A 26,910-nucleotide genomic window follows, 5' to 3' on the forward strand; every position below is an offset into this window, starting at 1 on the left:
CCTTAATTCAGATATGAGTGAGGTAAGAGTAAATAAACCTTAGGAGGATCTAAAATGAAAAATAATATTTGGACAGGTCATAAAGTAAGATTACGTGCAATTCTCCCAACTGATTGGGATAAGTTCCACAATAATGATTCTGATTCTGACTGTGCTAGACTTTGCGATGTAATAAATTTCCCAAGATCGGAAGAGGGTACAAAGGCTTGGGCTGAATACCAGGCATCCCGTGGTCCTGATGGGGATAAAATTATGCTCGCGGTCGAGACTTTAGATGCAGTATTAGTGGGAAGTATAAGTTCGAATAACTGTGATACCCGAAATGGAACTTTTACGTACGGTGTTGCTATCTTCAGAGAATTCTGGCGCAATGGTTATGCTTCAGAAGCTATTAAAATATTGTTGCGATATTACTTTGAGGAATTACGCTATCAGAAAGTTACCGCACATGTTTATGTTTTTAATGAAGGTTCACTAGAACTTCATGAGCGTCTTGGATTTGTCCAAGAAGGGAAACTCAGAAATATGGTATTCACTAATGGACAGCATTACGATGAATATCTCTATGGTATGACTAAAAGTGAATACTCGAAAATGAAGATATGAGAATGAGCTAATTGATTATTATCAAGTTTAAAAACTTTACTGACGGAAGATGTCAGTAAAGTTTTTTTATAATAGGGTAGTTCGATTAACTCATTATAGAAGGAGAGTGCACTATGCATACAAAAAAAGCCTATCTTTATGTATTTGATACGATGTCAGACTGGGAGGCAGGTTATTTAATTGCTGAACTAAACTCGGGGAGGTATTTTAAGAAAGAACTGGCGCCGATAGAGGTGGTTGCCGTGGGTGTTGATAAAAGTCCAGTAACTACTATGGGGGGATTGGAAATACTACCTCGCATTTCAGTGGATGAGTGTAAGTTGGAAAGTACGGATGTGTTGATTCTTCCAGGGGGAAATACTTGGATGGAATCCATTCACGAGCCTATTTTGAAAAAAGCTTCGATATCTTTGGAAAAAGGTCATGTTGTTGCGGCAATATGTGGTGCAACCGTTGGACTTGCGAGGGTGGGATTGCTGGACTCCAGAAGGCATACAAGCAATGATCTGGAATACTTGAAAATGATATGTCCTCATTACATTGGAGAAAAATATTATGAAATGGTACCTGTCGTAACGGATGATAATTTAGTTACTGCATCAGGCATAGCTCCGTTGGAATTTGCGATGCATGTATTGAAGGTGCTAGATGTATTTACAACGGAGACTTTGGATGCATGGTTCAATCTGTATCAGACTCATGAACCGAAATACTTCTTGGAGTTAATGAATTCTATCCAATAGATGACATTTCGATATTTTCGCATGGAGTGGAATAAGATATAATAGGAGGAATTTATTCCATTCTATGTATGAGGTGATTCGGATGTCCAATGAGCTCATTCAAGCGATTCAATTATTAAAAGAAAAGAAGTGGGTGGATCTGACCCATACGTTTGGCCCGAAATCTCCCCATTTCTCGGCTTTTGATGCAGCACAATTCGATACGTTGTTTAATCACGATCAAGGTTTCTTTGCCCAGAGTTTCAGGTTTCCCGGTCAATATGGGACACATCTTGATGCGCCGATTCACTTTGTGCGTGATACACGGTATCTGGATGAACTGGGGTTGAAGGAACTTGTGCTGCCGCTTGTTGTCATTGATCAATCTGAGGCTGTGGAGAGCAATCCGGACTTTACGCTGGATGTTGAGCATATTCTTGAGTTTGAGAAAGAGCATGGTGTTATCGAAGCAGGCAGCTTTGTAGCCCTGCGTACCGATTGGAGCAAACGCTGGCCCAGTCATGAAGCATTCGACAACAAGGATGCTGAGGGCAACAGTCATACACCGGGATGGTCGGTCAGTGCACTTATGTTTTTGTTTGAGGAGAGAAAAATAAAAGCCATTGGCCACGAGACTTTTGACACCGATTCAGCCGTGGATTATCAAAAGAACGGGGCACTTCTGGCAGAATATTATGTCCTTGCCCAGGATACATATCAGGTAGAACTGTTAACGAATCTGGATCAGGTTCCCGCTAAAGGTGCGGTGATCTTCAATATCGTACCCAAGGCCGAAAAGGCGTCAGGCTTTCCAGTGCGCTCGTTTGCCATTTTACCGTAAAACAAAGTTGAGTACAGGTATATCGGAATTGACTCACACAAGTTCTTTCCGAATGATCGCATATGTACATAACAAGGGAGGCGTATTCGTCCTCTGATTCTCGAGAAACCCAGGCCGTGTTTACGACCTGGGTTTTTCTTGTGTTCAGGCAGAGCTGATAAGAAAATGAGAAATAGGGGCATTTGGATCAATCTTGTGTTAACATGTGCACTAACTAACCCAATAGCATGATGAAGAAGGGGAACCCCATGTCCATTCGAATAAAAATGTTGCTGTCCTTCACGGGCATGCTCGTCATAAGTCTGCTGTTCATCCTGCTTACAGCAAGTCTGTATACCATTGCGGCTACAGGCGATCTACAGAGTTTTCGCGATATTTATAAAGTACATTATCAGGTCAACCCACTCACTGAACAGGGAGAAACGATCTTTCAGGAGATGAAGTTTCTGGCCAAAAATGATCCGGACGAGCTGCAGAACAAGGTTTTGCTACGAGAGTACGACATGAAGCTTCGAGCCGAGAAGTCAGGGCTCTACGTCAGACGGGAGAATAGCCAGATCTTCGAATCCCTGACCTTCAACCAGCCAGAACTGAAGCAAGCACTGCCTGCCTATGATCTTAATAATAATCAGATCCGGAGTACCTTTAACATTAGTGAGCGATTCTATGCGTATGCCAAATTTGATTTTCACTATTCCGACGGAGAACGCGGAAGTATCTTTGTCATTCGTGAGAGAAGTCCTTTTGCTGAACTTACCCGCAAGCTGCTGCCTGTAATGTCACTTCTGCTTATCGGCGTGCTGATCATTGCAAACCTGCTCTTGTTCCGCTGGATCACACGCAGCTTCATTAAGCCGTTGAATCAACTACGGAGTTCAGCCGAACATATTAAGGATGGAAATTTGTCCTTCAAGCTTGAGCTTAGATCCAATGACGAGGTTGGTCAACTCAGCGAAGCGTTTGAGAGTATGCGAAATCAATTGCAACGTTCGAATGAATTAAGACAGCAAGACGAGGCGAACCGCAGAGAGCTCATCTCCAACATTTCGCATGACCTTCGCACGCCGATTACCAATATTAAAGGGTATATTGAAGGGATTCGTGATGGAGTGGCCAATACGCCGGAGAAAATGGAGACATACGTCAATATCATTCACGCCAAAGCAGTTAGCATGGACAAGTTGGTGGATGAACTGTTTCTGTATTCAAAGCTCGACTTGAATCAGGAACCTTTTCTGTTTAAGGTGGTTGACCTCGTCGATTTCCTGGAAGACAGTATTGAAGAGCTGAGATACGATCTGGAGGACAAAGGTGTGGCTTTGGATTGGGATAACCGGACATCTGGTCCGGTCATGGCTTCTGTGGATCTGGACAAATTAAAACGCACCGTTGTCAATGTCGTGGATAATGCACTCAAATATATGGAGAATGAACATAAACGATTCGGCATTACACTTCAAGCAGATGACGAATGGACTACGATAGCGTTTAAGGATAATGGCAGAGGAGTACCGGAAGAAGCACTGCCTCATATATTTGAACGTTTCTATCGGGCAGAGCAATCCCGCAATTCCTCTACAGGCGGAAGTGGATTGGGGCTGGCGATTGCCCGCCAAATCATCGATGGACACGGAGGTTTCATCTGGGCGGAGAGTAAACCCAATCAAGGCACGATCATTTATATTCAACTGAAACGGCTGAATGAAGCGGAGGAGCTAATGGGTAATGACGAACATTTTGATCATCGAGGATGAAACAACGATTGCGGAACTGGAACGGGACTATTTTGAACTCAACGGGTTTTCTGTGGAGCTCTGTCATACCGGAGATGAAGGGCTGAAGCTGGCTCTGGAGGGGAGTTACCATCTGATCATTGTGGATCTGATGCTTCCGGGACTGGACGGCTTCGAACTGTGCAGGCGCATTCGTGAGGTGAAGGAGGTGCCGATCCTTGTTGTCTCGGCAAGGAAGGAGGAGATCGATAAGATCAGGACTTTTAATTTGGGTGTCGATGATTTTATTACTAAACCGTTCAGCCCAAGTGAGTTGGTTGCAAGAGCGAAGGCTCATTTGACCCGTTATGAGAGACTGCTTGGCAAAAGCAAACCAGCTGAGCAGGATGAAATCCACATTCGCGGGCTTCATATCGACAAGGGAGCGCGCCGCGTTTTTGCTAATGGCGAAGAGGTGGCGATTACAACGAAGGAATTCGATCTGCTTGTATTTCTTGCGAGTCACCCCAACCGGGTATTCAGCAAATCCGATCTGTTCGAGCGGATCTGGAGCATGGATTCCAGCGGAGATATTGCAACGGTTACCGTCCATATTCGCAAACTGCGTGGGAAGCTGGAGACAGATCCCAAAAATCCGGAGTACATTGAAACCGTCTGGGGCGCGGGTTACCGGTTCACGGTATAAGTTTCGGGAAAAATTAGATTCAGTTTATAATTTGTTAATATTTTTGCCCTTTGGAGTTTCTTTTTGTCCTCTAAGCTATAGATACAGGCAACTTCACCCTATAGAGGAGGAATTCAAACATGAATCCTACAACCCGAAAAATAGCTACATTTTTAACCATAACTGCATTAGGTGCAGCAGTATTCCCGCTAACTGCTAATCAAGTACATGCAGCTACATACGTTACTAACGTTGCAGATAAGACGACACAGCTTACCAACCCGCAGATCGCGGCTGCCATCAAGGAACTGAACAGCTTGGGAATCATGAACGGTTATGCCGATCAATCCATGGGTGAACAGAGAGCGATCACCCGCGCGGAATTAGCATCACTGGTATTCAAAACGTTTAATCTGGAGGAGAAGAAAGGAGAAAGCGTTGAATTAACGGACGTTAATCCTAATGCGTGGTATGCACCTTATGCATCAAAGCTCGTGGAACTTGATATCATGCAGGCGAGCAACGGGCAGTTCAATCCTCAAAGCCAAGTGACGGGTGCAGAGCTCGAACAAATCGTATCCAAAGCGATGCAGCGTGACGTGAAATCCATTCATCATTGGATGAGCACATTCTACTCCGAGAACGATTCGACCACACGCGGTGAAACAGCAGTGCTGCTGCAAACCGCCCGCCAGGCAATTCCTTCGGAGCAGGCACAAATCCAGAGTGTTAGATCGCTGAATGCTATTACCCTCATCGTTACGTTCGACAAGCCGCTGACAGCAGCGGATGAAGTATTTGCCAAGGCTCAGACGGATTTCGTATTCAGTGGTGGATTGAAGTTAACCAATATGCCCCGTCTGAAAACAGGGTCCATCGCGACCTACATCGTTCCAACATCCGTTCAACATGCAGGTGAAGTATACAGCCTCACTTATAAAGGACGAGATGCCGGTTCCTTTGAAGGCAGTGGCACGAAATTAAACATGACAACGGCCAGTCAAATAACGAATGATACGTTCGAGATTGAAGCGCTTCAAGAGAACGGAGTGGTGGATTACGGTTATATCATTTCGGCATACAGCGGTGGTCGAGGGGCTAATGCGTTTGTGTTGAATGACCAAGAACAAGCAGGTGGCAAAACGTATCAAATTATCTCCTCCATGCAGGCAAGACAAGTCGTGATTACACCAGAAGGCGGCGAGCCTATTATTGCGAAATATGTTCCGTTCACGCAATCGACAGATGGCAAACAAGAACCGAAGTTCCGTTTGCCTGAAGGACAAATACTCCAATCTGGTGTTACCTATACCGTTTCATCTGACTGGGCGCACATCAATAACGCTTCATTCACTGCGAGATCGTTTGATCCGCTGGAGGTTGCGAGTGCTCAAGCTGTAAGTGAAACCTCTATTGAAGTTACGTTGGCTCAAGATCCTGGGGATGAACTGTTCTCCGGTCGGAGTGTAACATTAACATCGCCTAACGGTAATGTTCTGACAGCGACATATAAATATTCAAGCCGGAAAGGTGCAACGAGCGTATTCGACCTTGTTAATGACGGCAAGTTGATCCCAGGCACTACCTATACGATAAGTCCAGTTGGGGATTGGAGTGTCGCTTCTTCGGTAACCGTGACACTGTAGTAAGGGAGGCAGTATGAATAAGTCGCTGATGATGATTATCCTAATAAGCAGTATGTTCGTCGTTCAAGGCTGCGTGCCTGAAGTGAGAAACGACTTGAGGGTGGAGGAGAAGTCATTGATTTCACCGGATGAGCTTCTGTTAAAGGCAGCTGAAGGAAGAAACACCGAAAGTATTAAAAAATCGATTCAAGAGGGCGCCAATATCAATGCTCAGGATCAGAGTGGAAGAACGGCTACGATGATTGCAACATACAACAATGATCTGGCATCAGCCCGAACGTTGATTGAAGCGGGTGCTGATGTTAATGTACAGGATGATATGAAGAATAACCCGTTTTTGTATGCTGGTGCTGAAGGATATTTGGATATTTTGAAGCTGACGATTGACGCGGGAGCGGACCCGGGGATAACCAATCGATATGGTGGGACAGCACTTATTCCTGCTTCGGAGCATGGATATGTAGATGTGGTTCGGGAACTTTTGACTCAAACTTCAGTGAATGTGGATCATGTGAATCAGTTGGGATGGACAGCACTGTTGGAAGCGATCATTTTAAACGATGGCAGTACACGTCAGCAGGAGACGATTCAATTACTTATTGATCATGGAGCAGACGTAAACCTTTCAGATCGTGATGGTGTATCACCGCTTATTCACGCTAAGAATAAAGGCTTCAAGGAAATCGAAGCGATTTTGGTCCGGGCTGGTGCGAAATAGAGCATCATTTATTTTGCGTAATTCCGGTTACCTGCTCCAGAGGAGAGAATATGGACAGGAAAAAGCATTCTGATCCATACAACGTTAGACGAATAGGCATTCATGTAAATAATAAAGGAGGCGGATATCGCCTCCTTTTTATGTGGTTACTTTTGATCCGAAGAGGGATCCTGATTGAATCGTTGTGAAATTTTCTTCTCTGTCTTCTTACGCCGAATCCAGCGCTTGAACATACCTTCTTCTTTTCTTTCCTGGAGTGTTTCCTTCAGGCCTTGAATCATGAATTCGGATCTTCGTCTGTCATCCCGACTAATCTCGCGTAGTTCCTTAATAAATTTGTCGTCCATATCTGCCTCTCACTCATTAAGTATAACTTCATTATACCGAACGTACGTTCTTTTATCAAGTTTTACCATAATCGAATTTTTTGGGTCGATTTTAGTGAGAAAGAGCACAGGATTCAGTCTTCTCCATATGTGAAAATGGAATAGAACTTTCAGTAAATCTATAACATGTCTGGAGGGTGAGGGATGAGGACTAGTGATGGTGGTGGAATGAAGCGTGAGAGTGGATTGGGAAGGTCTTGGGCGCTCATTATTATGCAGGCGTTACTTGCCATTGGTGCGATCATTGGAGGAGGAGCACTCATTATCGATCCATCGGGAAATTCCGTCCATATGCCGGGTTCATTGTTGGAGCATTCCCCGTTTGGCAGTTTTTTGATCCCGGGTATTATACTATTGTTGGTTCTTGGTGTTATGCCGATGATCATTGCCATTTCACTCCTTCGTCGCACTCACTGGAAAATAGGTGAAAAACTGAATCTCTACCCGAATCAATACTGGGGATGGACATTCTCCTTGTACACGGGATTTGCTCTGATCATCTGGATTATGGTACAGGTATACTGGATACAGCATGTATCAGTCATTCATCTGGTCTATTTTGCTTGGGGAGTGGGGATCCAGATCGTGACTCTGCTGCCTGGCGTACAGCGAAGGTATCAGGCGGACTGCTCATCATAATCTATTCTTTCTATAAAGATAAACGGCTGTCGTCCGGATCTTGGAGTGATCCCGGGTGACAGCCGTTAATCATTATTGTTACCTGGAAGCCTGATAGGCGCTCAAGAATTCCTTCACTTTTGCCGGATCGGACTTCAATTCATTTCCGGTCTGCACGAGTGGACTTACTGTAGAGTACGCCTTAAGTTTATTGTTTTTGTAGAACTGCAAAATGTCATCCTGATTGATGGAGTACAGTACGGCTTTTCTCAGGTCACTGCTCTTGGCAACGTCCCGATTGGCTGTGTTGAACAACAGATAGGAAACCGCATTGCTCGGAATGCTCTGCAATTGCAATTTGCTGTCATTTTTGATGATGTCATACTTGGTTTCGGATACTCCGTAGTACAGGTGGATTTCACTGCTGCGAAGAGCAGACAACGCACTGTCGGCATCGGAGATGAACCTAACATTCACCTGAGAAATCTTGGGTGCATATTCAGAGCCTTTACGGTAGCCGGGATTCTGATAGAATACACCTTCATAATCATTTTTATATGCCAAAATATATGGGCCGCTGGCATACAGGGTGTTGTTGTACGCAGTACCTTCAGTTACGGTATTCTGATCCCCGTAAGGAATGTCTTTATTCACGTCAAACGAAGCTACATCATACGTATTGATGCTCTCGACCTGCTTTTTGGATACAATGCCAGCAGATTGGTGAGCCAGATAGTTCAATACTTGCGGGAAAGGTTCCGTAGTTGTGAGTTTAACAACTTGATACTTCCCGGCAGCATTATCGGCTTTGCTTTTGTCCGTGACCAGTTCGGAAATTTTGGTGCCAAGCCCTTCTTCCAATGCTTCTTTAACCGTACCGCTGCCACTGGATTGCTGAATGGATTCCAATGCGCCCAGATCCGTTACCAACTCGGCTTTCTTGATATGTTCGTGAAGGCTGTATGTCCGGTGATCTGGTACAGAATCTTTGTTTTTGGCCCGATCGAGAGAGAAGATAACGTCATCTGCACCGACACGTTCTCCCGTATCTACCGCTTTTTTATTATCAATCTTGGCAAAGTTGATATCGTCTCTGAGAATGAAATAATATTCCGAGTTCCCCTCAGCAATGCTGAAATTGTGGGAGAGTGATCCCTCTGCTGTGAGCTGATCGTCATCTGTCAGGTTAACGAGACGTACATACATGTTGGTGTTCAATTGGTTGATGGAACCGTCATTTCCTTTGATCGGGTCAAGGGAAGTCAGGACGGAAGCGCTTTGTGTCAGAATTAATGGTTCTTTTGTATTTTTGGAGCTGTCTTTGAATTCAATAGGTTCCCATGCCATGGCGCGGGATTTAGACAAGCGAACGGTGTCTGCATTCAGAATGTCTTTGTTCACAGCCTGACTTTTCAGGGAAATGTACAGCGGAGCGATATAGGCTTGATCGGTTACCAAGCGGTCCTCCAATTGTTTGTACGTATCCTTGTATTCGTCCGGAGTCTGAGTAGCGGCCTGGTCAATAAGTTTATCGATTTCCTCATCAGCCAGAATGCTGTAATCTCCGCCTGTTTTGAAGAGTGAACGAACTGCATAATCCGGATTCCCGGTTACCGTTGTCCAACTGGACAGCGCAATGTCATAATTGCCTGCATCCTGCTGGGATTTGTAGCTGCCGTAATCCGGCTGCAGGTTCAGTTTAACATTGAAGCCATTCTTGGTGAGTTGATCCCGGATAATGTTTACGTCATTTTCGGAGGAGCTCTGAGCTAATAATTCGATGTCTACCGGTTTTTGGTTTTGCGTGTTTTCTGTTGTATCTGACGGTGCAGTTTCCGACTGGGATTCCGTTTTGGTCTTCACATTGCAACCGGAGACTACAAGGACAAGAATTAATAGTAGTGTAATCAGCATACGTTTTTTCATGAAAATACCTCCAGATAAGTTCATAATCAATGGAATTCAAATGGATATAATCGATAACTTTACACTTAATCTAGTATTGTAGAATCGGTTAAACCTTTTCCAGCTTCGGATCAAGCGCATCACGCAGTCCGTCACCCAGAAAGTTGAACGAGAGTACGAGCAGAATGATCGCCAGACCTGGATAGATGGCCAGATACGAATGGGTTTCCAGATACGTGCTTCCCAGCTTGAGAATGTTGCCCCACTCGGGAATATGTGGCTCCACGCCTAGCCCCAGATAGCTTAAACTGCTGGTGGCAATGACCGCCCCACCGATCGTGAGTGTAGACTTGATAATCATGGGTGCGAGCGAGTTCGGAATAATATGTTTGAAGATAATGGACCGATTGTTGTAACCCAGTGCGCGTGCAGCTTCAACAAATTCAAACGTAGATACATAGAGCACACTGGCCCTCATGGTTCGTGCATAAGTGGGGATCGAGCCCAGGCTGAGTGCCAGAATCAGATTGACCGTATTGGCCCCGAACGCTGCAATGACGGCGATGGCGAGCAGAATACCCGGAATGGCGTAGAGAATATCCAGCAGTCGCATGATGATATTGTCCGTGTGTCTTCCGTAGAATCCCGAGAATGCTCCCAGAATACCCCCAATCAATACCGGAATCAGAGTGGACATGAATCCCACAATCAACGATATACGGGCTCCGAATACAATTCGGGAAAATAAACATCGTCCAAAGTCATCTGTTCCCAAGGGATAGGCGAGTGATGGGGACTGAAGCAAGGTCGAGTAGTTATTTTCTACAGCCATGCTGTAATCAAAAGTAAAGAAGCTGCAAATCGATATCGAGAACAGGAAAATGATAAAAAACAAACCGGACATTGCCGTGACATTCGGAGCAAGACGCTCCCACAGATCATTCCAGAAGTTTGATTTTTGTTTACCCTGTCTGCGGATTCGTCCAATGATGGAAATACCCAACAGCAGTGCGAATGCATTCCCTGTGACCGATGTCAGGATCAGTATCGTACTCACGCCCAGCATCCAGCGCGGGATGATCGAGGCTGAGGTATACCGGGATACGATAAACAGTACAACCAAATCAATAACAAGCATAAGTACGAGCACAGCCATGGCTGGCAAAAACGTATCCGCAACGTACGGTTTAAACATATTGAGTGCCGAGACCCCAATAACGAACAACTGGGTGAGCAGCATATACACCGCAAATGTATACTCAATGCTCTTTGTTTTCTTGATCAGATGAAAAGCGGCCGTCACGATAAAGATATTGCCTGAAACGATACCCAACAGCTGGACCCAGGCGAGTCTGCGAGTCAGCACAGAGATTGTCTCCTGCTGAATCAGGTCTCTTCGAATCCGGAGCGTCAGCACACTTTGGACCAGCGTGAAAAATAGGTAGATTCCCAGCGCAGTCAGCAGAAATGGTCTGAACACCTGAAGGCTCCAGTCATAACTGTTGAACAACAGTAATACCGACAAGAGAAGGGAAGTGACCCAGGCGAAGCTCGCCTGACTGTACTCCTGTGAAGACTTAAGTCGAAAACGCATTTCTTGTGTAAGTGAACCCGATTTTGTCATAGTGCACCTGCTTTAATATTGTTTCATCTTGGAACGAACCCGCGGATCAATAAAAGCGTAGAGAAGATCTACCACCACATTAATAATGGAGATCGTGATCGCCGTGTAAACTACTCCGCCCATAATACTCGGAATATCGGGTATAAATTGTTTATCCACAATGTAGCTGCCAAGACCGCTGATATTAAACACTTTCTCCGTTACTGCCGCCCCGCCCAGCATGCCTCCAAATTGCAAACCAACCACCGTCACAATTGGAATTAGCGCATTACGCACAGCATGTTTCAGCAGAACCTGTCGTTCGCTTAATCCTTTGGCACGAGCAGTCATCACGTAATCCTCATGAATGACTTCCAGTGTGGAAGACCGGGTCATACGGGCCACCGCAGCGGTTAATCCCGTTCCGAGAACAATCGTTGGCATTATAATAGATAGCCAGTTCTGTGGATTAAAGGTAGCGGGAAGCCACTGCAGCTTGATCGAAAAATTAAGGATGAAAATAAGTCCTTGCCAGAAATTCGGAATCGATAATCCAATCAATGCAATAAACATGAACGTGTAATCAAATAGTGAATTGGGCTTGATCGCCGAGATGATGCCGATTGGCAACGCAATGACTAGGGCAAGCAGCAAGGAGATAACGGCCAGTGTTAACGTGATTGGAAACTTTCTGGCGATCGTAGCCGTGACATCTTCATTCCCTGAAAAAGACTTGCCGAGATCAAATAGCGCTATGCCCTTGATATTGTTCCAGAGCTGGACAAGATAAGGCTGATCCAGGCCATACACATGGTTAAAAGCTGCGATCTGTTCCTGTGTCGCTGTCTCTCCGAGAATGTTGGCCGCCGGATTGAATGGAGACAGGTACAAGATGGTGAATACAAGTGTAGCTACGCCAAGAATGACGAATACCGTCATCAGAATTCTTTCGAATATGTACTTCAGATAAGGATTTCCATACAAAAACATTATGGCGTACATCAGACAGCCAGGAATAACCGATATCGCAAGAAACCACGGTTTATCAATCATCGATTGGAATGTATCAGCCATCGTCAGGCGCTGTTTCCCCTGCTCCTGAAGCTTGCTGAACGTTCGTTCCTTTAACTCCTTCTGAACGGATTCCTCCAGCCACTCCTCCGTCTGACGCTTAAACTCTGCCTCACTAACTTGCTGCCGAAAGAAACGATGTTTACGCCTCAACTGTTCTTCAACGTCTGTCCGAAGTTTATCCCGGTAAGAAGTGGAGAGCATATCGCGCTCAACAGCTTGTTGAACCACGGCCCAGCCATCCCTTTTTCGTCTAGATTGCCAGATCAGAAGCACAACCAGATTAACGGGCAGTCCGAGAATAAATAGAACATATCGATAGGAGGGATGAAGCAGCATTTTGCCATAAATAAATCCTAAGGTGTAAACAAGCTGTGACATTTTGCTGCCTTTTGCAAGATTCAAACCATGCGAGCCTCCTTTCATCTCATTTTAAATTGCATTATTCCGATTGATATAGTATATATTATTTAGAGTCTATTCAATTGTCAAGGTATGGAAGAGCATACATAAGAGCACATGTGAAAATATGGATGAGGGCTGGTGATCACATGCAACCTTTGTTGAAAGTAAATGAGTTATCCGTTTCTTTTCATTCCGGAGAAAGTGAATTTCAGGCGGTGAAGGAAGTCAGTTTTGAAGTGCGGAAAGGGGAAACACTTGGCATCTTAGGGGAATCCGGCAGTGGGAAGAGTGTGACGGCACGTTCCATTATGAGGCTGCTTGCCTCTCCTCCTTCACAGATGAAAAAAGGTGAGATCCTGTTTAAAGGGGGCGATCTGGTCCATAAAACGCAAAAAGAAATGGAGAGTATCCGTGGCCGTGACATCGGTATGATCTTTCAGGACCCTATGAGCTCTCTTAATCCGACCGTGAAAATCGGAAAACAGATCACCGAAAGTCTGATCAAACATCAGAAGCTTTCCAGAGGGGAGGCGAAGAAGCAGGCGATTGCCATGCTGGAGCTCGTTGGTATCACCCGGAGTGAAATACGTTTCAATCAGTACCCGCATGAATTCTCTGGAGGCATGCGCCAGCGGGTGATGATTGCCATAGCTCTCGCCTGCCGTCCTGAATTGCTGATTGCGGATGAACCTACAACTGCACTCGATGTTACCATTCAGGCCCAAATCCTTAATTTGATGAAAGATATGCAGGCACAGCTGGGCACTTCCATTATTTTGATTACCCATGATCTCGGAGTGGTGGCTGGCATGTGTGATCGGGTTGTGGTCATGAAAGACGGGCAGATTGTGGAATCTGGCACAACAGCAGAGATTTTTGCTAATCCGAAGCATCCATACACGTCCAGGCTGCTGAATGCATTGCCTCGATTAGACGAGAAAAAAAAGCCGAAACTCGTTTCGTTGGTGCCACGCGATTTGGAGGATGATCAGCCTTTACTGGAAGTGAAGTCCCTCAGACAACATTTTAATCTGGGTAAAGGTAACACCTTAAAAGCGGTGAACGATATCAGTTTCGAGATTCGTCAGGGGGAGACGCTGGGAGTCGTAGGCGAATCGGGCAGTGGGAAATCAACTACAGGTCGAGCCATTCTCCGATTGCATGAGCCTACAGGTGGGGATGTACTGTTCAAGGGAGTACCGCTCAATCGCCTTTCTGCCTCAGAGATGAAAACGATGAGGCGGCATATGCAGATTATTTTTCAGGATCCGTATGCCTCGCTTAATCCCAAATTTAGAATCATGGACATCATTGGGGAAGCCCTGGATATTCACGATCTTGCCGGCAGCCCCATTGAACGGGAAAAGCGTGTAGAGGAATTGCTGGAGATGGTGGGTCTTGATCCGGCTCATGCCCAGCGATATCCTCATGAATTTTCGGGTGGACAACGGCAGCGGATTGGAATTGCTCGTGCGCTGGCCGTGGAACCTGAATTTATTGTATGTGACGAGCCTTTGTCTGCGCTGGATGTGTCCATTCAGGCTCAGATCGTACAGCTGCTTGAAGAATTGCAGCAGCGACTCGGTCTGACATACCTGTTCATCGCGCATGACCTGTCTATGGTTAAACATATCAGTGATCGTGTAGCTGTCATGTATAACGGGAAGATTGTGGAGTTAGCAGAAAGTGAAGAGCTATATTCGAACCCTCAGCATGCATACACAAAGGCCTTGTTATCGGCCATTCCGGTTCCGGACCCGGCTGTGGAAGCGAAGAAAAAACGTCATGATTTGAACAAAGCGCCAAGAGAGACACTAGATGTGGAAGACCGCTATAATCTGGAACAGTCCCGATGGGTGGAAGTAAAAGAGGGGCATTGGGTGGCCATTTCCGGATAAGGTGAAACATTCATTGTACTCAACAAAAGAACCCCGGCAGTGATCTATGGATGATCATTGCGCGGGGTTCTATTCCATGCCCAGAAGGCACAGTGATTGTATTATTTGAACTGAACGGATTTTTTAATCGTATCGATTTCGGACTTGGTCTTATCATCCAAATAGGTGAAGATGAAATTGAACGCATAACCTTCTATAATAGTGCTGTAGTACTCCTGGGTAATGGTTGAACCATCGCCTGCATCCATGGTGATCTGCATCAGATCCATCTCTTTGCCACCGATGGTTTCGGTTGTGAACTCCTTATATTCATACGGGAACTGACTGTCCACCATGAATTTCTTAGTTGCTTCCAGATAATCTTTACCTGTACGAATCCCTTGCAGCAAGCTGACTTTCTCAGCAATCGCCATAGCGGAAGGTCCGACTTTACCTCCGTCCAAAGGATATTTTGAAGCCATCAGCAGGTTCAGTGTTTTGGTCTGGGAGAGTTCGATTTGCTTTTTCTTCGTTTCGTCGTCGCCAGCGATTGCTTCGGATGAAGCACTAGTCAGTTCGTTCATGCCTTCGGCATCCTGGAACTCCCAAGCTTCCGGGAAATTGAGTGATACTCCGAAATAGTCATTGGTATAAGAGCCTTTTGTTGTAGTTCCCAGTTCAACATCTTTGGAGTTATCGGCTTCCTTGGACTCCGAAGTTGATGCTTCTGTGCTTTCCGTTTTATCTGTATCTTCCGTCTTGGCAGTGTCTGTATCTGTGCCGGCAGTAGTTTCGGTCGGAGTGGATTCATCCGTTTTGGCAGTGTTATCCGACTTGTCACCGCAAGCAGATGCAACCAGCAAAATCATAATTAACATGGCAAATAATGAAGCTTTTTTTGGAATAGACATATTACCCTCCTGAAATGTGTGTTTTTAATCTCTCTCTAACTTGTGTACCAGAAAAGTCTAGCACAGATGTTCGTGTTGACCACCTATAGGAATCTATAGGGGTACCCTTTATAGATAAGACAGACGGCTGGCAATTGAAACAGCTTCCGCGCTGGATTGCACATTTAATTTGTTGAAAATCACTTTTTTATGATGATTCACAGTACATTCCTTAATTTTCAACTTCAATGCAATTGCTTTCACTGTCAATCCTTTGGAAATCATCTTCAAAATGGTTAACTGGCGCTTGGTAAACTCAATGGATGGTTGCTCTGTTTCCGGTGAGGCTAGGCGAGTCTGATAACCATTTTGCATATGGGCGGGAATCAGTTTGGCGATTGCAATCAGTTCGCTTTGCATGTCGGCATTAATGGTGGAAACGTCCAGGTAGCCTGCAGTTTGATGGCCGACAGACAATGGTGCAGCGTAACAGTGCCAGCTTTGGAAAAAAGGATTTTCATGCTGCTCCGGTGGCAGCAGAACGGGTTCATTTTTGTCCATCGTTTCCGATATAGCATTCACACCACAGCTTTTGGCCGTAAAGACGATGCCTGGACGGATGGGTGATTGCTTCATCTTTTGTTCCAGATCAAGGCTATACTCCATGGCGAGCAGAACCCCGTCCGTATCTGTAAGCAGAAAGAGATACGTACTGGACAAATTCTCTTTAATATCCGAGAGGCAATGCTGGAAAGCGCTAATTAAAAAATGATTGATTTTGCTAACCCTGTCCAGATGTGCTTGGGTCACATACTTGATACCGGCTGTACCGGGAGCATATATGTCGTTCTCGGACCAGCTCTTCCGTAAGGCAGATGTACTTGACATATGGTTTCCTCCTTGCTGATCAACCAATGGTTTCGATCACATGACCATCCTGATCGGTAATTTCGGTGCGGGCAATTCGAAACAGAATGCCAGGCAATGAAGTAATCTCAAATGCTTGTTCTACGGGGCGAAGCTTTGCAACCAAATCCATTACGGCTTGTTCATGTACAATCACCGTAATTTGGTGGCCATCTTCAGAAAATGAAGGTGTTCCTCCGGCTTTAAACGTAATGTTTACCCCTGATCCGATTAGGGACAGTGGAGCGCCTTTTGAAAAACGGCTGTGGAGTATTTTTCCGATGATTTGCGCTTGTTTAGCTCCGATCTGGAGTTCAGCGGGTACACTTTTTTGCAGTATTCTCTTGCGCGGCGATGTCCAAGCCAGTTGTTGGATAAATAAAAATGCTGTACTGGAACCTTCCTGTTCAATTCCGCGTTCTACAGCCTGAATCACCGAGGGGATATCCAAATAAGAATTCCTCATGAGATCCGTAACGTATTTCGGCATGAATTCAACAAAAGCTGCTAATAATCCGCGTGTATTCCATGTCTGCATCGTTTCGAGTTCCAGACCCGTAATTCCTACCATCTGTATGAATTTCACCGTTCCATTAGGTGTGGATATCTCTGCCAGATCAGGATCTTCTATAAAAGAAAGTGCTGTCAGTAACGTATCTGAGCCGAGACAAATGGGGCCATTTGCATCCATATAATCTCCTGCATGAAATGCGTTCCCGCTATTAAAAACGTATCGTGCAACGTTTTGTAAGAGATTCAGTGCCCAAGCCGGGGGTGTGGTCTCTTCCTCACTTCGGGTAAGTCGAAACGTCATTTCAAATCCATAACCGCTATGATCCAGATCGTCCGTTTCCTTCTCATACAGCTCCGAAAAACCATAGGTTATAAAATGCCAGTGAGGCATCGGTGTATCTACTTTGTAGACGCTAATCCCATTTAGCGGATCAGGTCCGCCGAGCAGATAAGGAATGGCTGTGCCATAGTGAAGTGGTTCCTGATCTTCATATAATTCAGCAACTGCTGTATCAATGGCATCCCAACCGGATGTGTTTGTTTCTTCAGTCATTGTTATGTTCCTCCTTGGGGATCCATTTCCCAAAAAAACATTTAAAATTAAGTTTACCTTTTCCAGAATCCGTTTCAAGCGGCTTTAGGATGAATTGCTTAACGTAGGACTTGGGGGATACACAGACGATTTCAGGGAGGAAATTTACATGAGTATGAAAGATTTATATCGGGCAGAGTTCAATCAAGGCAGTTGGGACTCATTGGTGATGATCTTTGAAGAAGCATATTTGAATGTGGATTCAATCTGGGTTGAATGTACAGAACAACGGGGATTCCGGCGGATATTAGCAAAGTTCTTTTATGTGAAATGGGTGGATATGCGCTGCGGTGGATAGACATGAACGTTCCTCCATTGGGCGACTAAAGTCCTGCCAGCTACCTCCAGAGCAAGAATACCAATGTTCAGAAAATCAAAAAAAGTCGATCATGTGTTCAGATCAATGGTTTTAGCATTGTGTTAGAAGTTCACCGATATTTGATTATTTGGTATAAGCATATTTTTCCCATACAACACCCATTGCTCAGCCCATTCTTTGAAATTAACAATGAGGCAACAACTTTTCGTAAAGTTCATAATATTGTTTTTCTGATATATATTTATCAGATGCTAAATGTGTCAGCCACGGCTTAGAAATGTTGTGTTTAAAAAATCTAATGGCGCTCCTTAACCCAAATTTGCGAAGATGAGGAATGAACTCAAATATCGCCCCAAGAATGTAAACGTAGGTTGCAGGTCCTTTATGACAAACGAAAAGTCCTCAATAAAAGCCTTGCGCCAAAAAATGCAACCCAGCCCCTCGTGAAAAGGGTAGGTCGCACTTTGTTGTTTTCCCTCTATTGAAACCGCCTGTGCCGCTGCCTTCTTCCAGCGACATGATCTTCTGGAGCCGTTGTCTGAGGCGATCCAATCAGAACCAGGTCGGGGTCAGACGTCCTCATTCTCCTCTCTTTTCATACTCTTAAATGAGTCTTCATATTCTATTTCTTTGGCGCCTGAGCCTTTTTCAATTTATCAGCAGCAGCTTGAGTGCTGGATTGAATAGCAGCAGTTGCTTTGTCTAATGTTTTCTTCCCGTTTATTACCTGTGTCAATTCTTTCAATACAACTGACCGAAATCTCAATTCAAAATTTGGTGACTTGTTCATGAGAGCATAATTTGTTATCGATGAATCCAGATTAGGTTTTAATTTATAGAACGCATCCAACTTGTAACCAGAGTACTCTTTAATCATGCGAGATAGAGGAGCACCGATACTATTATTCGAGTTATTGGGCTTATAGTACTCGGCAGCGTAGTCATCTCCATTGAAATATTTGATGAAATCCCAAGCGGCATCAACATGAGCTGCGTCTGCTGGAATTGCGAATATCTCATTAATGAAAAAGTTCCCTGTTGACTCTCGATCTTTAGCCGCAGGGCCGGCAGCAATACCAAGCGTGAAAGGTTTATAATTCTTCACACCACTTTTTGCTGCTTGTAAGGACTGCAGCTGACTAATAGAGGCAACTTTCATAGCTGATCGTCCCATAATGAAAGAGCTACTTTCCAAGTAATTTTTACCTGACAGACTGATCCATTCGTCAAGCACCCCGGACTTCGTTGCCTCGCTCGCCAGACGATAGACATTTTTCCACGCAGTTGTATTCGCAGTAGCCTTTAGCGTATTTGGATCCATGTACGTTAACCCTTCTGTTCTGGCGATATCCATAACCAAATTGCTGGATCCAAAGGAGCTTAGGCCCCAAATACGGGAGTTCTTATCTCCTTTAGTAGGGAATTTCTTAGCAAGATTCAATATCTCTTCCCACGTCATTCCGTCACTTGGTACTTTAACATTGTACTTTTTAAATAAATCAGCATTATACAGAAGAGCGTACGAATCTGTTTTTGGGCTTAAGCCATAAAGTTTGCCACCGCCTTGTTCCTTCAATTCATCAAGCAAGCCAGGATATAATGTTGTCGTGTCATACGTATCTCGCTTAATTAACGGTTCTAAATCAACCAGCTTTTTATCTTTAGACAGTTGTTGGTAATGGTATGGGGGCAGCATAACCAGATCCGGTGAATACTTTTGGATAGCCCCGTTGTAATCCTTAATTGCTTCCATACCTGAAGGTGCAACTACTTCAATATTTGTATTTGGGTACTTCTTACTAAACAAATCTCCATACGTCATGTTGAAATCGTCTTCGTTCCAGTACAATACTTTTAAAGTACGTTTCGCATCTCCCTCGCTGTCCGCATTTGCGGAAACTTGTTTGCCTGGGCTAAGAACTGCTGAAATACCAATTAACATAACACTAAGACTAACAAGCATGGCCTTCTGTAATACATTGTGCTTCAAAAATAAAACCTCCACCCATTTGTTGTTCAAACGATTATTCGCTTGTGTTGTACTAAGTATAGAGGCGAAAGCTTATCATCTAACTACCGAACTTCTTATCATTTCCTTAAATAATGCTGACGTTATTCAATGCATAAGAAATATCGCTTATAATTATCATGCTGCTCTTTAATGCAAGAAAGATACAGGAATTCAGGGAGGATCTATGGCAGAAAGCACGATTTTGATGGTGGATGACGAAGCGGAAATCATCCAATTAATGAGTATTTATTTTAATAACGAAGGCTACAAGCTCCTGCAAGCGTCGAATGGCCTGGAAGCGCTGAAGGTTCTGCAGTCCCAACCAATCGATTTAATTGTACTTGATCTAATGATGCCCAAGATGGACGGGTTGCAAGCATGTATGAAAATACGAGAAACGAATTCTATACCCATCATCATGCTCTCAGCTAAAGGCCAAGATATCGATAAAATATCAGGCCTCAGTATCGGCGCCGATGACTACGTAACCAAACCATTCAACCCGCTCGAGCTGATCGCACGCATTAAGTCACAGCTTCGAAGAATGAATCAATTCAACGCCGTCGCGGCTAACGCGAACGAAATACATATCGAAAACGTAGTCATTAATATTGCATCCCATACAGTAACGGTCGATCAGCAGGAAATCAAATTGACTCCCCGCCAGTTCGCACTTCTTCACATGCTGGCAGTTAATAGAGGTACGGTGCTGAGTATGGATCGCATCTACGAAGAGGTTTGGAACGAGCCCTTTATGGAGTCAAAAAATAGCGTCATGGTACATATCCGAAAGCTCCGCGAAAAGATAGAACTTAACCCGCGCGAACCGCGGATCATCAAAACTGTATGGGGGATTGGATACAAAATCGAAAGCGATCCAAAAAGCAAGGAGTGAGTAGGATGCAACCACAGTGGCTGTATACGATTCGTTGGAGATTAATGCTGATCATGGTTGCAAGCCTGGCGTTAACAGGCGCAGCTATTTTTTTGGGGTATGTCATGGCGGGAGCACTGCAAAAAATCGAATACGTGGCTGCCCCGATCAATTGGATCATTGAGCATGCCGGGTCTATTCGCGTGATGATCCTAACCGGTATCGTTCTGTTTCCCGTCACTTTCTTCCTTGCCAGCCTCCGTTTGGTTCGGGATTTGCGCGAGATAGGCGAAGGGTTGCAGGAAATATCGGCAGGTCGGTTCGGACATGCAGTAACGGTCAAGGGCAAGGATGAGTTAAGCGTGATCGCAGAGAGTATGAATCAATTGAGCAGCGAATGGGATCATTATCTGACGGAAATTACATGTGGTTTGGAGGAGATTGCGAGCGGCCAGTTCGACCATCAAATTCCGGTAATTGCCGATAATAAATTGGGCGAGGTCGCGCTCAGCATTAACCAGATGAGTATGCAGTTGAAGCATTCAATTGCGGAGGAACGCAAGGCGGAAAAGACCAAAAACGATTTGATTACAGGTGTATCGCATGACCTGCGTACTCCACTGACCTCAATTCTCGGCTTTCTCGAAGTGATCGAGAACGACCGGTATCAGGATGAAGTGGAGATGCGTTATTTCGTCAACATCGCGTATGAGAAATCTTTGTCCCTTCGGCGATTAATCGACGAACTGTTCGAATATACACGTATCAACAACGGTATGCCTCTGGAACTGGGCGAGCTCGATATCGCCGGGTTAATCGGTCAGCTTGCCGAGGAATTCGTGCCGATCACGGAGAACGCAGGTATGGAAATTAGACTGAATATCCAAGAAGGAGAATTCAAGACCCAGGCGGATGGAGGATTGTTGGTACGGGCGTATGAAAATATAATCGCGAATGCCATCCAGTACGGGCGAACAGGCAAATATATCGATATTGATATCGCACAGGATGAAGATATGCTGGTTGTGCGGATCCAAAATTATGGTCCCCCCATTCCAGAACGGGATTTGCCTTTTATTTTCGATCGTTTTTACCGGGTAGAGAACTCCAGGTCGAAACAGACCGGGGGCACCGGTCTAGGTCTGGCCATCACGAAAAGTATTATCGAGGTACACGGAGGGGGCATCACTGCGCACAGCAGCAAAAAGGCAACCTGGTTTGAGACACGGTTATCGATGTTGGGACCAAATCAGACGCAAGTGGCTGTTACGGAAGAAGTTCATAACGAAATCAAGCGGATACCGACCGTGCTCCCGGAACAAGGCCTTGCACCGAAACAAAGAACATCTCCTTGGCTTCGACGCCTGTCTCACTCCAGGATAGCTGCTGTACCAGTGATCTTGTTGCTCATCTGCGCGGTGGTACTATTCAGCGTGAAGAATTCATTTACCTCCAATCTCGTGGTAAAGCTGCCTTCCATCTTCTCTGAAAATGACGCTCCAACGCTGATGCCAACAGGCGGGAGTAATGAGATGACTTTAATCACCGGTAAAACAGACAAAGGCTATACACTGCTCATTAATAAATATCTTTTCGACGGCCAGAGCCTAATTATCCAATACTCCATGAAACATTCTAACCAGATATCGGAGTTGCAGTGGGCGAAACAATCGGTCAAGCCAACTTTTATGTTGGATCCTTCAACAATAAAGGCGGTTCCCGGCATCGCCACGGATCCAGGTGTAGTGTTGTCCAAAAATGGCACCCTCAATTTTCATTTTATCGAGACCTTGCCACCTCCAGACCAGTTCCTATTGAAAGTCAACGTAAACCAGTTAGACCTGTCCAATGACCCGGCTCAGCAGGATCTGCTCACCGGAGACTGGAGCTTCGAAATTCCTGTGAAGAAAAATTATGAACGAAAAGCCAACGGTCAAAGCGCGCCCTTGTTGGATGATACGTTTTCTAAAGAATGACATTAAACTATACTGCCCGATCGTGTGATGAGATCAACCATTTCTTTCTGGTTGATCCTTTTTGCATCCTTTGCGTGATATCAGGAAGCAATCTTTTTAATTCATTGAACCTCAAAGGTTTACCTTGAAATAAATGATAAAGAATCAACGGCTTCCATTGCCGACAATTGAATCCAGCGCCACAACGAATTGCATTGGACAGGGTCCTTTTGCAATACCATTACCAACAACTGTTTAAAAAGACATGGGAAGGCCAGAGATTAACTTGAATAAGCCTTCACCAGGCAGCTTAAGTTTGCCTCATCAATACTCCATGTTTGTTTTTACTCATCTAATGCTTTCAAGGAAAGAGAATAGACATAATCCTTTTCCCTATGAAACTCAGTTTTCAGCCTAATTGAAGTCTCGATAACGCCAAACGTGGATGTGTTGAGCTCTTTCGCATGGAAGTTGATTTTGCAAAATAGATATGTTACGCTTACATTACAAGAGAAAAACAACCGAATACGCAATGACATCTTTTGATGGATTGTAACTGTGCAGACAGGCAAAACCTAAACTGATGGTGAAATGAAGGCTCTTTTTTTGCGAGCTATTTTACCTTGAGTTTAGGTTTTTCTTGTTTTTTGGCCTGAAATACAGCCGCTGTATTCGGGAAAAACCCAAATAAAATTCGAAAAGAGGTAGTTCGTTATGACCACGGCAAAAAAAGGATTCCCCGAAAACTTCCTGTGGGGAGGCGCTACAGCTGCCAACCAATTGGAAGGTGCATTCGATAAGGACGGCAAAGGTCTCTCAACTGCAGATATGATTGCGCATGTTCCCAAAGAGAAGCGTACAGGTGGACATGCCATGGAAATCTCCTCTACCCGAATTGAAGAGATCCTCTCCGGCAAAATTGAGGAACGTTTTCCTAAACGTTTTGGTATTGATTTCTATCATCACTATAAAGAAGATATCGCATTATTTGCTGAAATGGGCTTCAAAGTGTTCCGTTTGTCCATTCACTGGGCACGTATTTTCCCGAATGGTTACGATCAAGAGCCGAACGAAGCTGGCTTGAAATTCTATGACGATGTCTTCGACGAATTGTTGAAATACGGCATTGAACCGCTGGTAACCTTGTCTCACTATGAAACTCCGCTAGGTCTGACACAGAAATACAACGGTTGGGCAGGTCGTGAAGTGATTGGGCACTATGTGAGATATGCAGAGACTGTGTTCAACCGTTATAAAAATAAAGTGAAATACTGGTTGACGTTCAATGAAATCAACGTGATGCTGTTTAGCCCATACACTGGCGGCGGTATCCTGATCGATAAAGTGGACAACCAATTGCAAACGACATATCAAGCGCTGCATCACCAATTTGTAGCTAGTGCACTGGTAACCAAGCTTGCACATGAGATTATTCCTGGTTCCCAAGTGGGCTGTATGCTCGCTCGGATGGAAACGTACCCGGCGACTTGTAATCCGGTAGATGTTCGTCTGGCGCAACATGAGAATCAGATTAACCTCTTCTTCACGGATATGCATGCTCGTGGTCAATACCCGAACTACATGGCTCGTTATTTTGAAGAAAACAACATTGTGATTCAGAAAGAAGCAGGCGATGATGAGATCTTGCTGAACAATACCGTTGATTTCATTTCCTTCAGTTACTACATGTCCGTAACTAAATCTGCATCCGCAGACAAAGAAGAAACAACAGGTAACCTGACTGGCGGCGTGAAAAACCCTTATCTGGAAGCTTCCGACTGGGGCTGGGAGATCGATCCAATCGGTCTGCGCGTAACGTTGAATAACTTCTGGGATCGCTACCAGAAGCCTTTGTTCATCGTAGAAAATGGCCTGGGTGCATATGACCGTGTTGAAGAAGACGGTTCAATCCATGACTCCTATCGTGTGGACTACTTGAAGAAACACATCGAACAAATGAAAGAAGCGATCAAAGACGGTGTGGATCTGATTGGATTTACAGCATGGGGCCCGATTGACCTCGTGAGCATGTCCACGTCTGAAATGTCCAAACGTTATGGTTTCATCTACGTGGATTTGGACGACGAAGGTAACGGAACACTTAAACGTTCGAAGAAAGATTCGTTTGACTGGTACAAAAACGTCATTGCCAGCAATGGTGAGCAACTATAATTTGGTCTGATTCCTGTATCTTAAACCCGGATCGCTTTAAGTAATTAGGCTATTCGCGGATTGTTACCGCATAAAGCGGGCAAAACCCAACATAAAGCAGGCCATCGGTGATCATCTCATCTGAAGCCCCTTTCGTTGGCGCGTTGTCCGCTTTTTGATGTGCTCACGGGATAGGGTCAACTGTTTTAACAAAGAATGAATATAACGTAACCAGAGAGGAATGACAGATATGACAACACCATTTCCGAAGGATTTTCTATGGGGCGGCGCAGTCGCAGCCAATCAGCTAGAAGGAGCCTACAATACAGATGGCAAAGGCCTATCTGTTCAGGATGTAATGCCGCACGGGATTACGACGCCAAGAACGGAAGGACCTACAGAGGATAATCTGAAATTGATCGGGATCGATTTCTATAACCGCTACAAAGAGGATGTCAAATTGTTTGCTGAAATGGGCTTCAAAGTGTTCCGTACATCGATCGCATGGTCTCGTATTTTCCCTAAAGGGGATGAATTGGAGCCGAATGAAAAAGGTCTGCAATTCTATGATGACCTGTTCGATGAGTGCCACAAGTACGGCATTGAACCCCTTGTAACCATCTCCCATTATGAAACACCGCTGCACTTGTCCAAAACCTATGATGGCTGGGTTAACCGTAAAATGATCGAGTTCTATGAGCGTTATGTAACCGTCTTGTTCAACCGTTTTAAAGGTAAAGTGAAGTACTGGCTGACGTTCAATGAAATTAACTCCATTTTGGAAGAACCGTTCATGAGCGGTGGAATTTATACGCCAAAAGCAGAATTGTCCAAACAGGACCTGTACCAAGCGATCCACCATGAACTGGTAGCAAGTGCGCTCGCGGTGAAACTGGGTCATGAAATTATGCCTGAAGCAAAAATTGGCTGTATGGTTCTGAGCATGCCTACGTACCCGCTGACACCAAACCCGGATGATGTGGTGGCTGCAATGCATGCAGAACAGCGCAATGACATCTTTGCCGATATTCATGCACGTGGCTATTATCCGAAATACATCAATCGTTACTTTAAAGCGAACAATATCAATATCAAGTTCGAAGATGGCGATGCTGAAATTCTGAAGCATACAGTAGATTTTATCTCATTTAGTTACTATGTAAGTGTCTGCGAGACAGGTGATCGCGAAAAACGGATCGAAGGCAAAGGGAATCTGTTCGCAGGCGTGCCAAACCCGTATCTTAAAGCAAGCGATTGGGGATGGCAGATTGATCCGCAAGGGCTGCGCGTAACCTTGAACAAATACTGGGACCGGTATCAAAAACCATTGTTTATTGTCGAAAATGGTTTGGGTGCAGTCGATGAGCTGATTACAGACGAAAATGGCAATAAAACAGTGAATGACGACTATCGTATTCAATATCTGAATGATCATTTGGTACAAGTCGGTGAAGCGATTGAAGATGGAGTCGAAGTCATGGGCTACACATCATGGGGCTGCATCGATCTGGTGAGTGCATCTACAGCAGAAATGAAGAAGCGTTATGGCTTCATATATGTGGATCGTAACAATGATGGATCAGGTACCCTTGATCGTTATAAGAAAAAATCATTCCATTGGTACAAAGAAGTAATTGAATCGAACGGAGCGAGTCTAAAGAACGATAACTATTAATTGATGGGTCCATAGACTTAGTTGATCTGCATCTTCTCGTATATATTTGAGCACATAAAACGCTTTCACAAAAACATTGTCAGATGAATAATTATATGGTAAGATGGGCCTAAGGCTAATGAATACTGGATTGTTACTGTTCAATCAGGCAAAACCAGAAGCGGGGCATGTGTTTCATGACCAGCTTTGGTTTTGCCTTTTACTACTTTGACGGTGCAAGGTGATGTGA

General features: G+C 44.7%; 23 protein-coding genes. 14 read left to right on the top strand and 9 right to left on the bottom strand.

The features are described from left to right. Positions 1–54: 54 nt before the first annotated feature. From PPA03S_RS20190 to PPA03S_RS20220, 7 genes are all read left to right on the top strand, one after another. Positions 55–606: a GNAT family N-acetyltransferase gene (locus PPA03S_RS20190; RefSeq protein WP_062325624.1), complete on the top strand. Its 552-nt coding sequence runs from the start codon at positions 55–57 to the stop codon at positions 604–606. A 113-nt stretch (positions 607–719) separates the two neighbouring features. Continuing rightward, positions 720–1,349 (top strand): type 1 glutamine amidotransferase family protein, encoded by a 630-nt coding sequence (locus PPA03S_RS20195; protein ID WP_062325626.1) that lies wholly within the window; start codon positions 720–722, stop codon positions 1,347–1,349. An 82-nt stretch (positions 1,350–1,431) separates the two neighbouring features. Next, on the top strand, positions 1,432–2,169 hold the full coding sequence (locus tag PPA03S_RS20200; RefSeq protein ID WP_062325788.1) for a cyclase family protein: 738 nt from the start codon (positions 1,432–1,434) through the stop codon (positions 2,167–2,169). Between the two features lie 248 nt (positions 2,170–2,417). After that, positions 2,418–3,923, top strand: coding sequence for a sensor histidine kinase (locus PPA03S_RS20205; RefSeq protein ID WP_062325627.1), 1,506 nt, complete (start codon positions 2,418–2,420; stop codon positions 3,921–3,923). Continuing rightward, positions 3,895–4,587 (top strand): response regulator transcription factor, encoded by a 693-nt coding sequence (locus PPA03S_RS20210; protein WP_062325629.1) that lies wholly within the window; start codon positions 3,895–3,897, stop codon positions 4,585–4,587. Before PPA03S_RS20205 ends, PPA03S_RS20210 begins: the two co-directional genes overlap by 29 nt. Before the next feature lie 119 nt (positions 4,588–4,706). Continuing rightward, a complete protein-coding gene (locus PPA03S_RS20215; RefSeq protein WP_062325631.1) occupies positions 4,707–6,212 on the top strand; it encodes an S-layer homology domain-containing protein in 1,506 nt (501 codons plus the stop codon). Positions 6,213–6,225: 13 nt separating this feature from the next. Beyond that, entirely contained in the window at positions 6,226–6,930 is a 705-nt protein-coding gene (locus PPA03S_RS20220) for an ankyrin repeat domain-containing protein (RefSeq protein WP_157284278.1), read from the top strand. Between the two features lie 146 nt (positions 6,931–7,076). Here the strand turns inward: PPA03S_RS20220 and PPA03S_RS20225 are convergent, their stop codons facing one another. Further along, on the bottom strand, positions 7,077–7,277 hold the full coding sequence (locus PPA03S_RS20225) for a hypothetical protein (RefSeq protein ID WP_062325633.1): 201 nt from the start codon (positions 7,275–7,277) through the stop codon (positions 7,077–7,079). 183 nt (positions 7,278–7,460) lie between these two features. Here PPA03S_RS20225 and PPA03S_RS20230 point away from each other — a divergent pair, with 183 nt between their 5' ends. After that, positions 7,461–7,955: a hypothetical protein gene (locus PPA03S_RS20230; RefSeq protein WP_245683680.1), complete on the top strand. Its 495-nt coding sequence runs from the start codon at positions 7,461–7,463 to the stop codon at positions 7,953–7,955. 78 nt (positions 7,956–8,033) lie between these two features. Here PPA03S_RS20230 and PPA03S_RS20235 read toward each other — a convergent pair whose 3' ends face one another. The 3 genes from PPA03S_RS20235 to PPA03S_RS20245 all read right to left on the bottom strand — a co-directional run bounded on the left by PPA03S_RS20235 (position 8,034) and on the right by PPA03S_RS20245 (position 12,894). After that, a complete protein-coding gene (locus tag PPA03S_RS20235; protein ID WP_062325635.1) occupies positions 8,034–9,860 on the bottom strand; it encodes an ABC transporter substrate-binding protein in 1,827 nt (608 codons plus the stop codon). Positions 9,861–9,948: 88 nt separating this feature from the next. Beyond that, complete coding sequence (locus PPA03S_RS20240; protein WP_062325637.1) at positions 9,949–11,463, bottom strand: ABC transporter permease; 1,515 nt, start codon at positions 11,461–11,463, stop codon at positions 9,949–9,951. A 12-nt stretch (positions 11,464–11,475) separates the two neighbouring features. After that, positions 11,476–12,894, bottom strand: a complete 1,419-nt coding sequence (locus PPA03S_RS20245) for an ABC transporter permease (RefSeq protein WP_062325794.1) — start codon at positions 12,892–12,894, stop codon at positions 11,476–11,478. A gap of 170 nt (positions 12,895–13,064) precedes the next feature. Between PPA03S_RS20245 and PPA03S_RS20250 the strand changes: the two genes are divergently transcribed. Beyond that, the gene (locus tag PPA03S_RS20250) at positions 13,065–14,816 is read left to right on the top strand and encodes an ABC transporter ATP-binding protein (RefSeq protein WP_062325639.1); all 1,752 of its coding nucleotides are present in this window, start codon (positions 13,065–13,067) and stop codon (positions 14,814–14,816) included. A 101-nt stretch (positions 14,817–14,917) separates the two neighbouring features. On the opposite strand, the gene PPA03S_RS20255 is transcribed toward PPA03S_RS20250, so the two are convergent. From PPA03S_RS20255 to PPA03S_RS20265, 3 genes are all read right to left on the bottom strand, one after another. Then, a complete protein-coding gene (locus PPA03S_RS20255) occupies positions 14,918–15,706 on the bottom strand; it encodes a hypothetical protein (protein WP_062325641.1) in 789 nt (262 codons plus the stop codon). 108 nt (positions 15,707–15,814) lie between these two features. Next, positions 15,815–16,573, bottom strand: coding sequence for a LuxR C-terminal-related transcriptional regulator (locus PPA03S_RS20260; RefSeq protein ID WP_062325643.1), 759 nt, complete (start codon positions 16,571–16,573; stop codon positions 15,815–15,817). Positions 16,574–16,592: 19 nt separating this feature from the next. Continuing rightward, the gene (locus PPA03S_RS20265; protein ID WP_062325645.1) at positions 16,593–17,657 is read right to left on the bottom strand and encodes a suppressor of fused domain protein; all 1,065 of its coding nucleotides are present in this window, start codon (positions 17,655–17,657) and stop codon (positions 16,593–16,595) included. 148 nt (positions 17,658–17,805) lie between these two features. On the opposite strand from PPA03S_RS20265, the gene PPA03S_RS20270 reads away from it, so the two are divergent. Next, positions 17,806–17,994: a hypothetical protein gene (locus PPA03S_RS20270; protein WP_062325647.1), complete on the top strand. Its 189-nt coding sequence runs from the start codon at positions 17,806–17,808 to the stop codon at positions 17,992–17,994. A gap of 643 nt (positions 17,995–18,637) precedes the next feature. Here PPA03S_RS20270 and PPA03S_RS20275 read toward each other — a convergent pair. After that, a complete protein-coding gene (locus PPA03S_RS20275; protein ID WP_062325650.1) occupies positions 18,638–20,005 on the bottom strand; it encodes an ABC transporter substrate-binding protein in 1,368 nt (455 codons plus the stop codon). 205 nt (positions 20,006–20,210) lie between these two features. Here PPA03S_RS20275 and PPA03S_RS20280 point away from each other — a divergent pair, with 205 nt between their 5' ends. Continuing rightward, entirely contained in the window at positions 20,211–20,921 is a 711-nt protein-coding gene (locus PPA03S_RS20280) for a response regulator transcription factor (protein ID WP_062325652.1), read from the top strand. Between the two features lie 5 nt (positions 20,922–20,926). Continuing rightward, complete coding sequence (locus PPA03S_RS34415) at positions 20,927–22,876, top strand: ATP-binding protein (protein ID WP_068964178.1); 1,950 nt, start codon at positions 20,927–20,929, stop codon at positions 22,874–22,876. 7 nt (positions 22,877–22,883) lie between these two features. Here PPA03S_RS34415 and PPA03S_RS34510 read toward each other — a convergent pair whose 3' ends face one another. Further along, complete coding sequence (locus tag PPA03S_RS34510) at positions 22,884–23,024, bottom strand: winged helix-turn-helix transcriptional regulator (protein WP_439955832.1); 141 nt, start codon at positions 23,022–23,024, stop codon at positions 22,884–22,886. A gap of 545 nt (positions 23,025–23,569) precedes the next feature. Here PPA03S_RS34510 and PPA03S_RS20290 point away from each other — a divergent pair. Together PPA03S_RS20290 and PPA03S_RS20295 are read left to right on the top strand one after the other, a co-directional pair. Next, positions 23,570–25,027 (top strand): glycoside hydrolase family 1 protein, encoded by a 1,458-nt coding sequence (locus PPA03S_RS20290; RefSeq protein WP_062325655.1) that lies wholly within the window; start codon positions 23,570–23,572, stop codon positions 25,025–25,027. A 229-nt stretch (positions 25,028–25,256) separates the two neighbouring features. Next, positions 25,257–26,681 carry a glycoside hydrolase family 1 protein gene (locus PPA03S_RS20295; RefSeq protein WP_062325656.1) on the top strand — a complete coding sequence of 475 codons (1,425 nt, stop codon included), beginning with the start codon at positions 25,257–25,259 and terminating at the stop codon, positions 26,679–26,681. Positions 26,682–26,910: the final 229 nt, after the last annotated feature.

It is taken from the genome of Paenibacillus pabuli NBRC 13638, from assembly GCF_001514495.1.
In the GTDB taxonomy this organism is placed as follows: domain Bacteria; phylum Bacillota; class Bacilli; order Paenibacillales; family Paenibacillaceae; genus Paenibacillus; species Paenibacillus pabuli.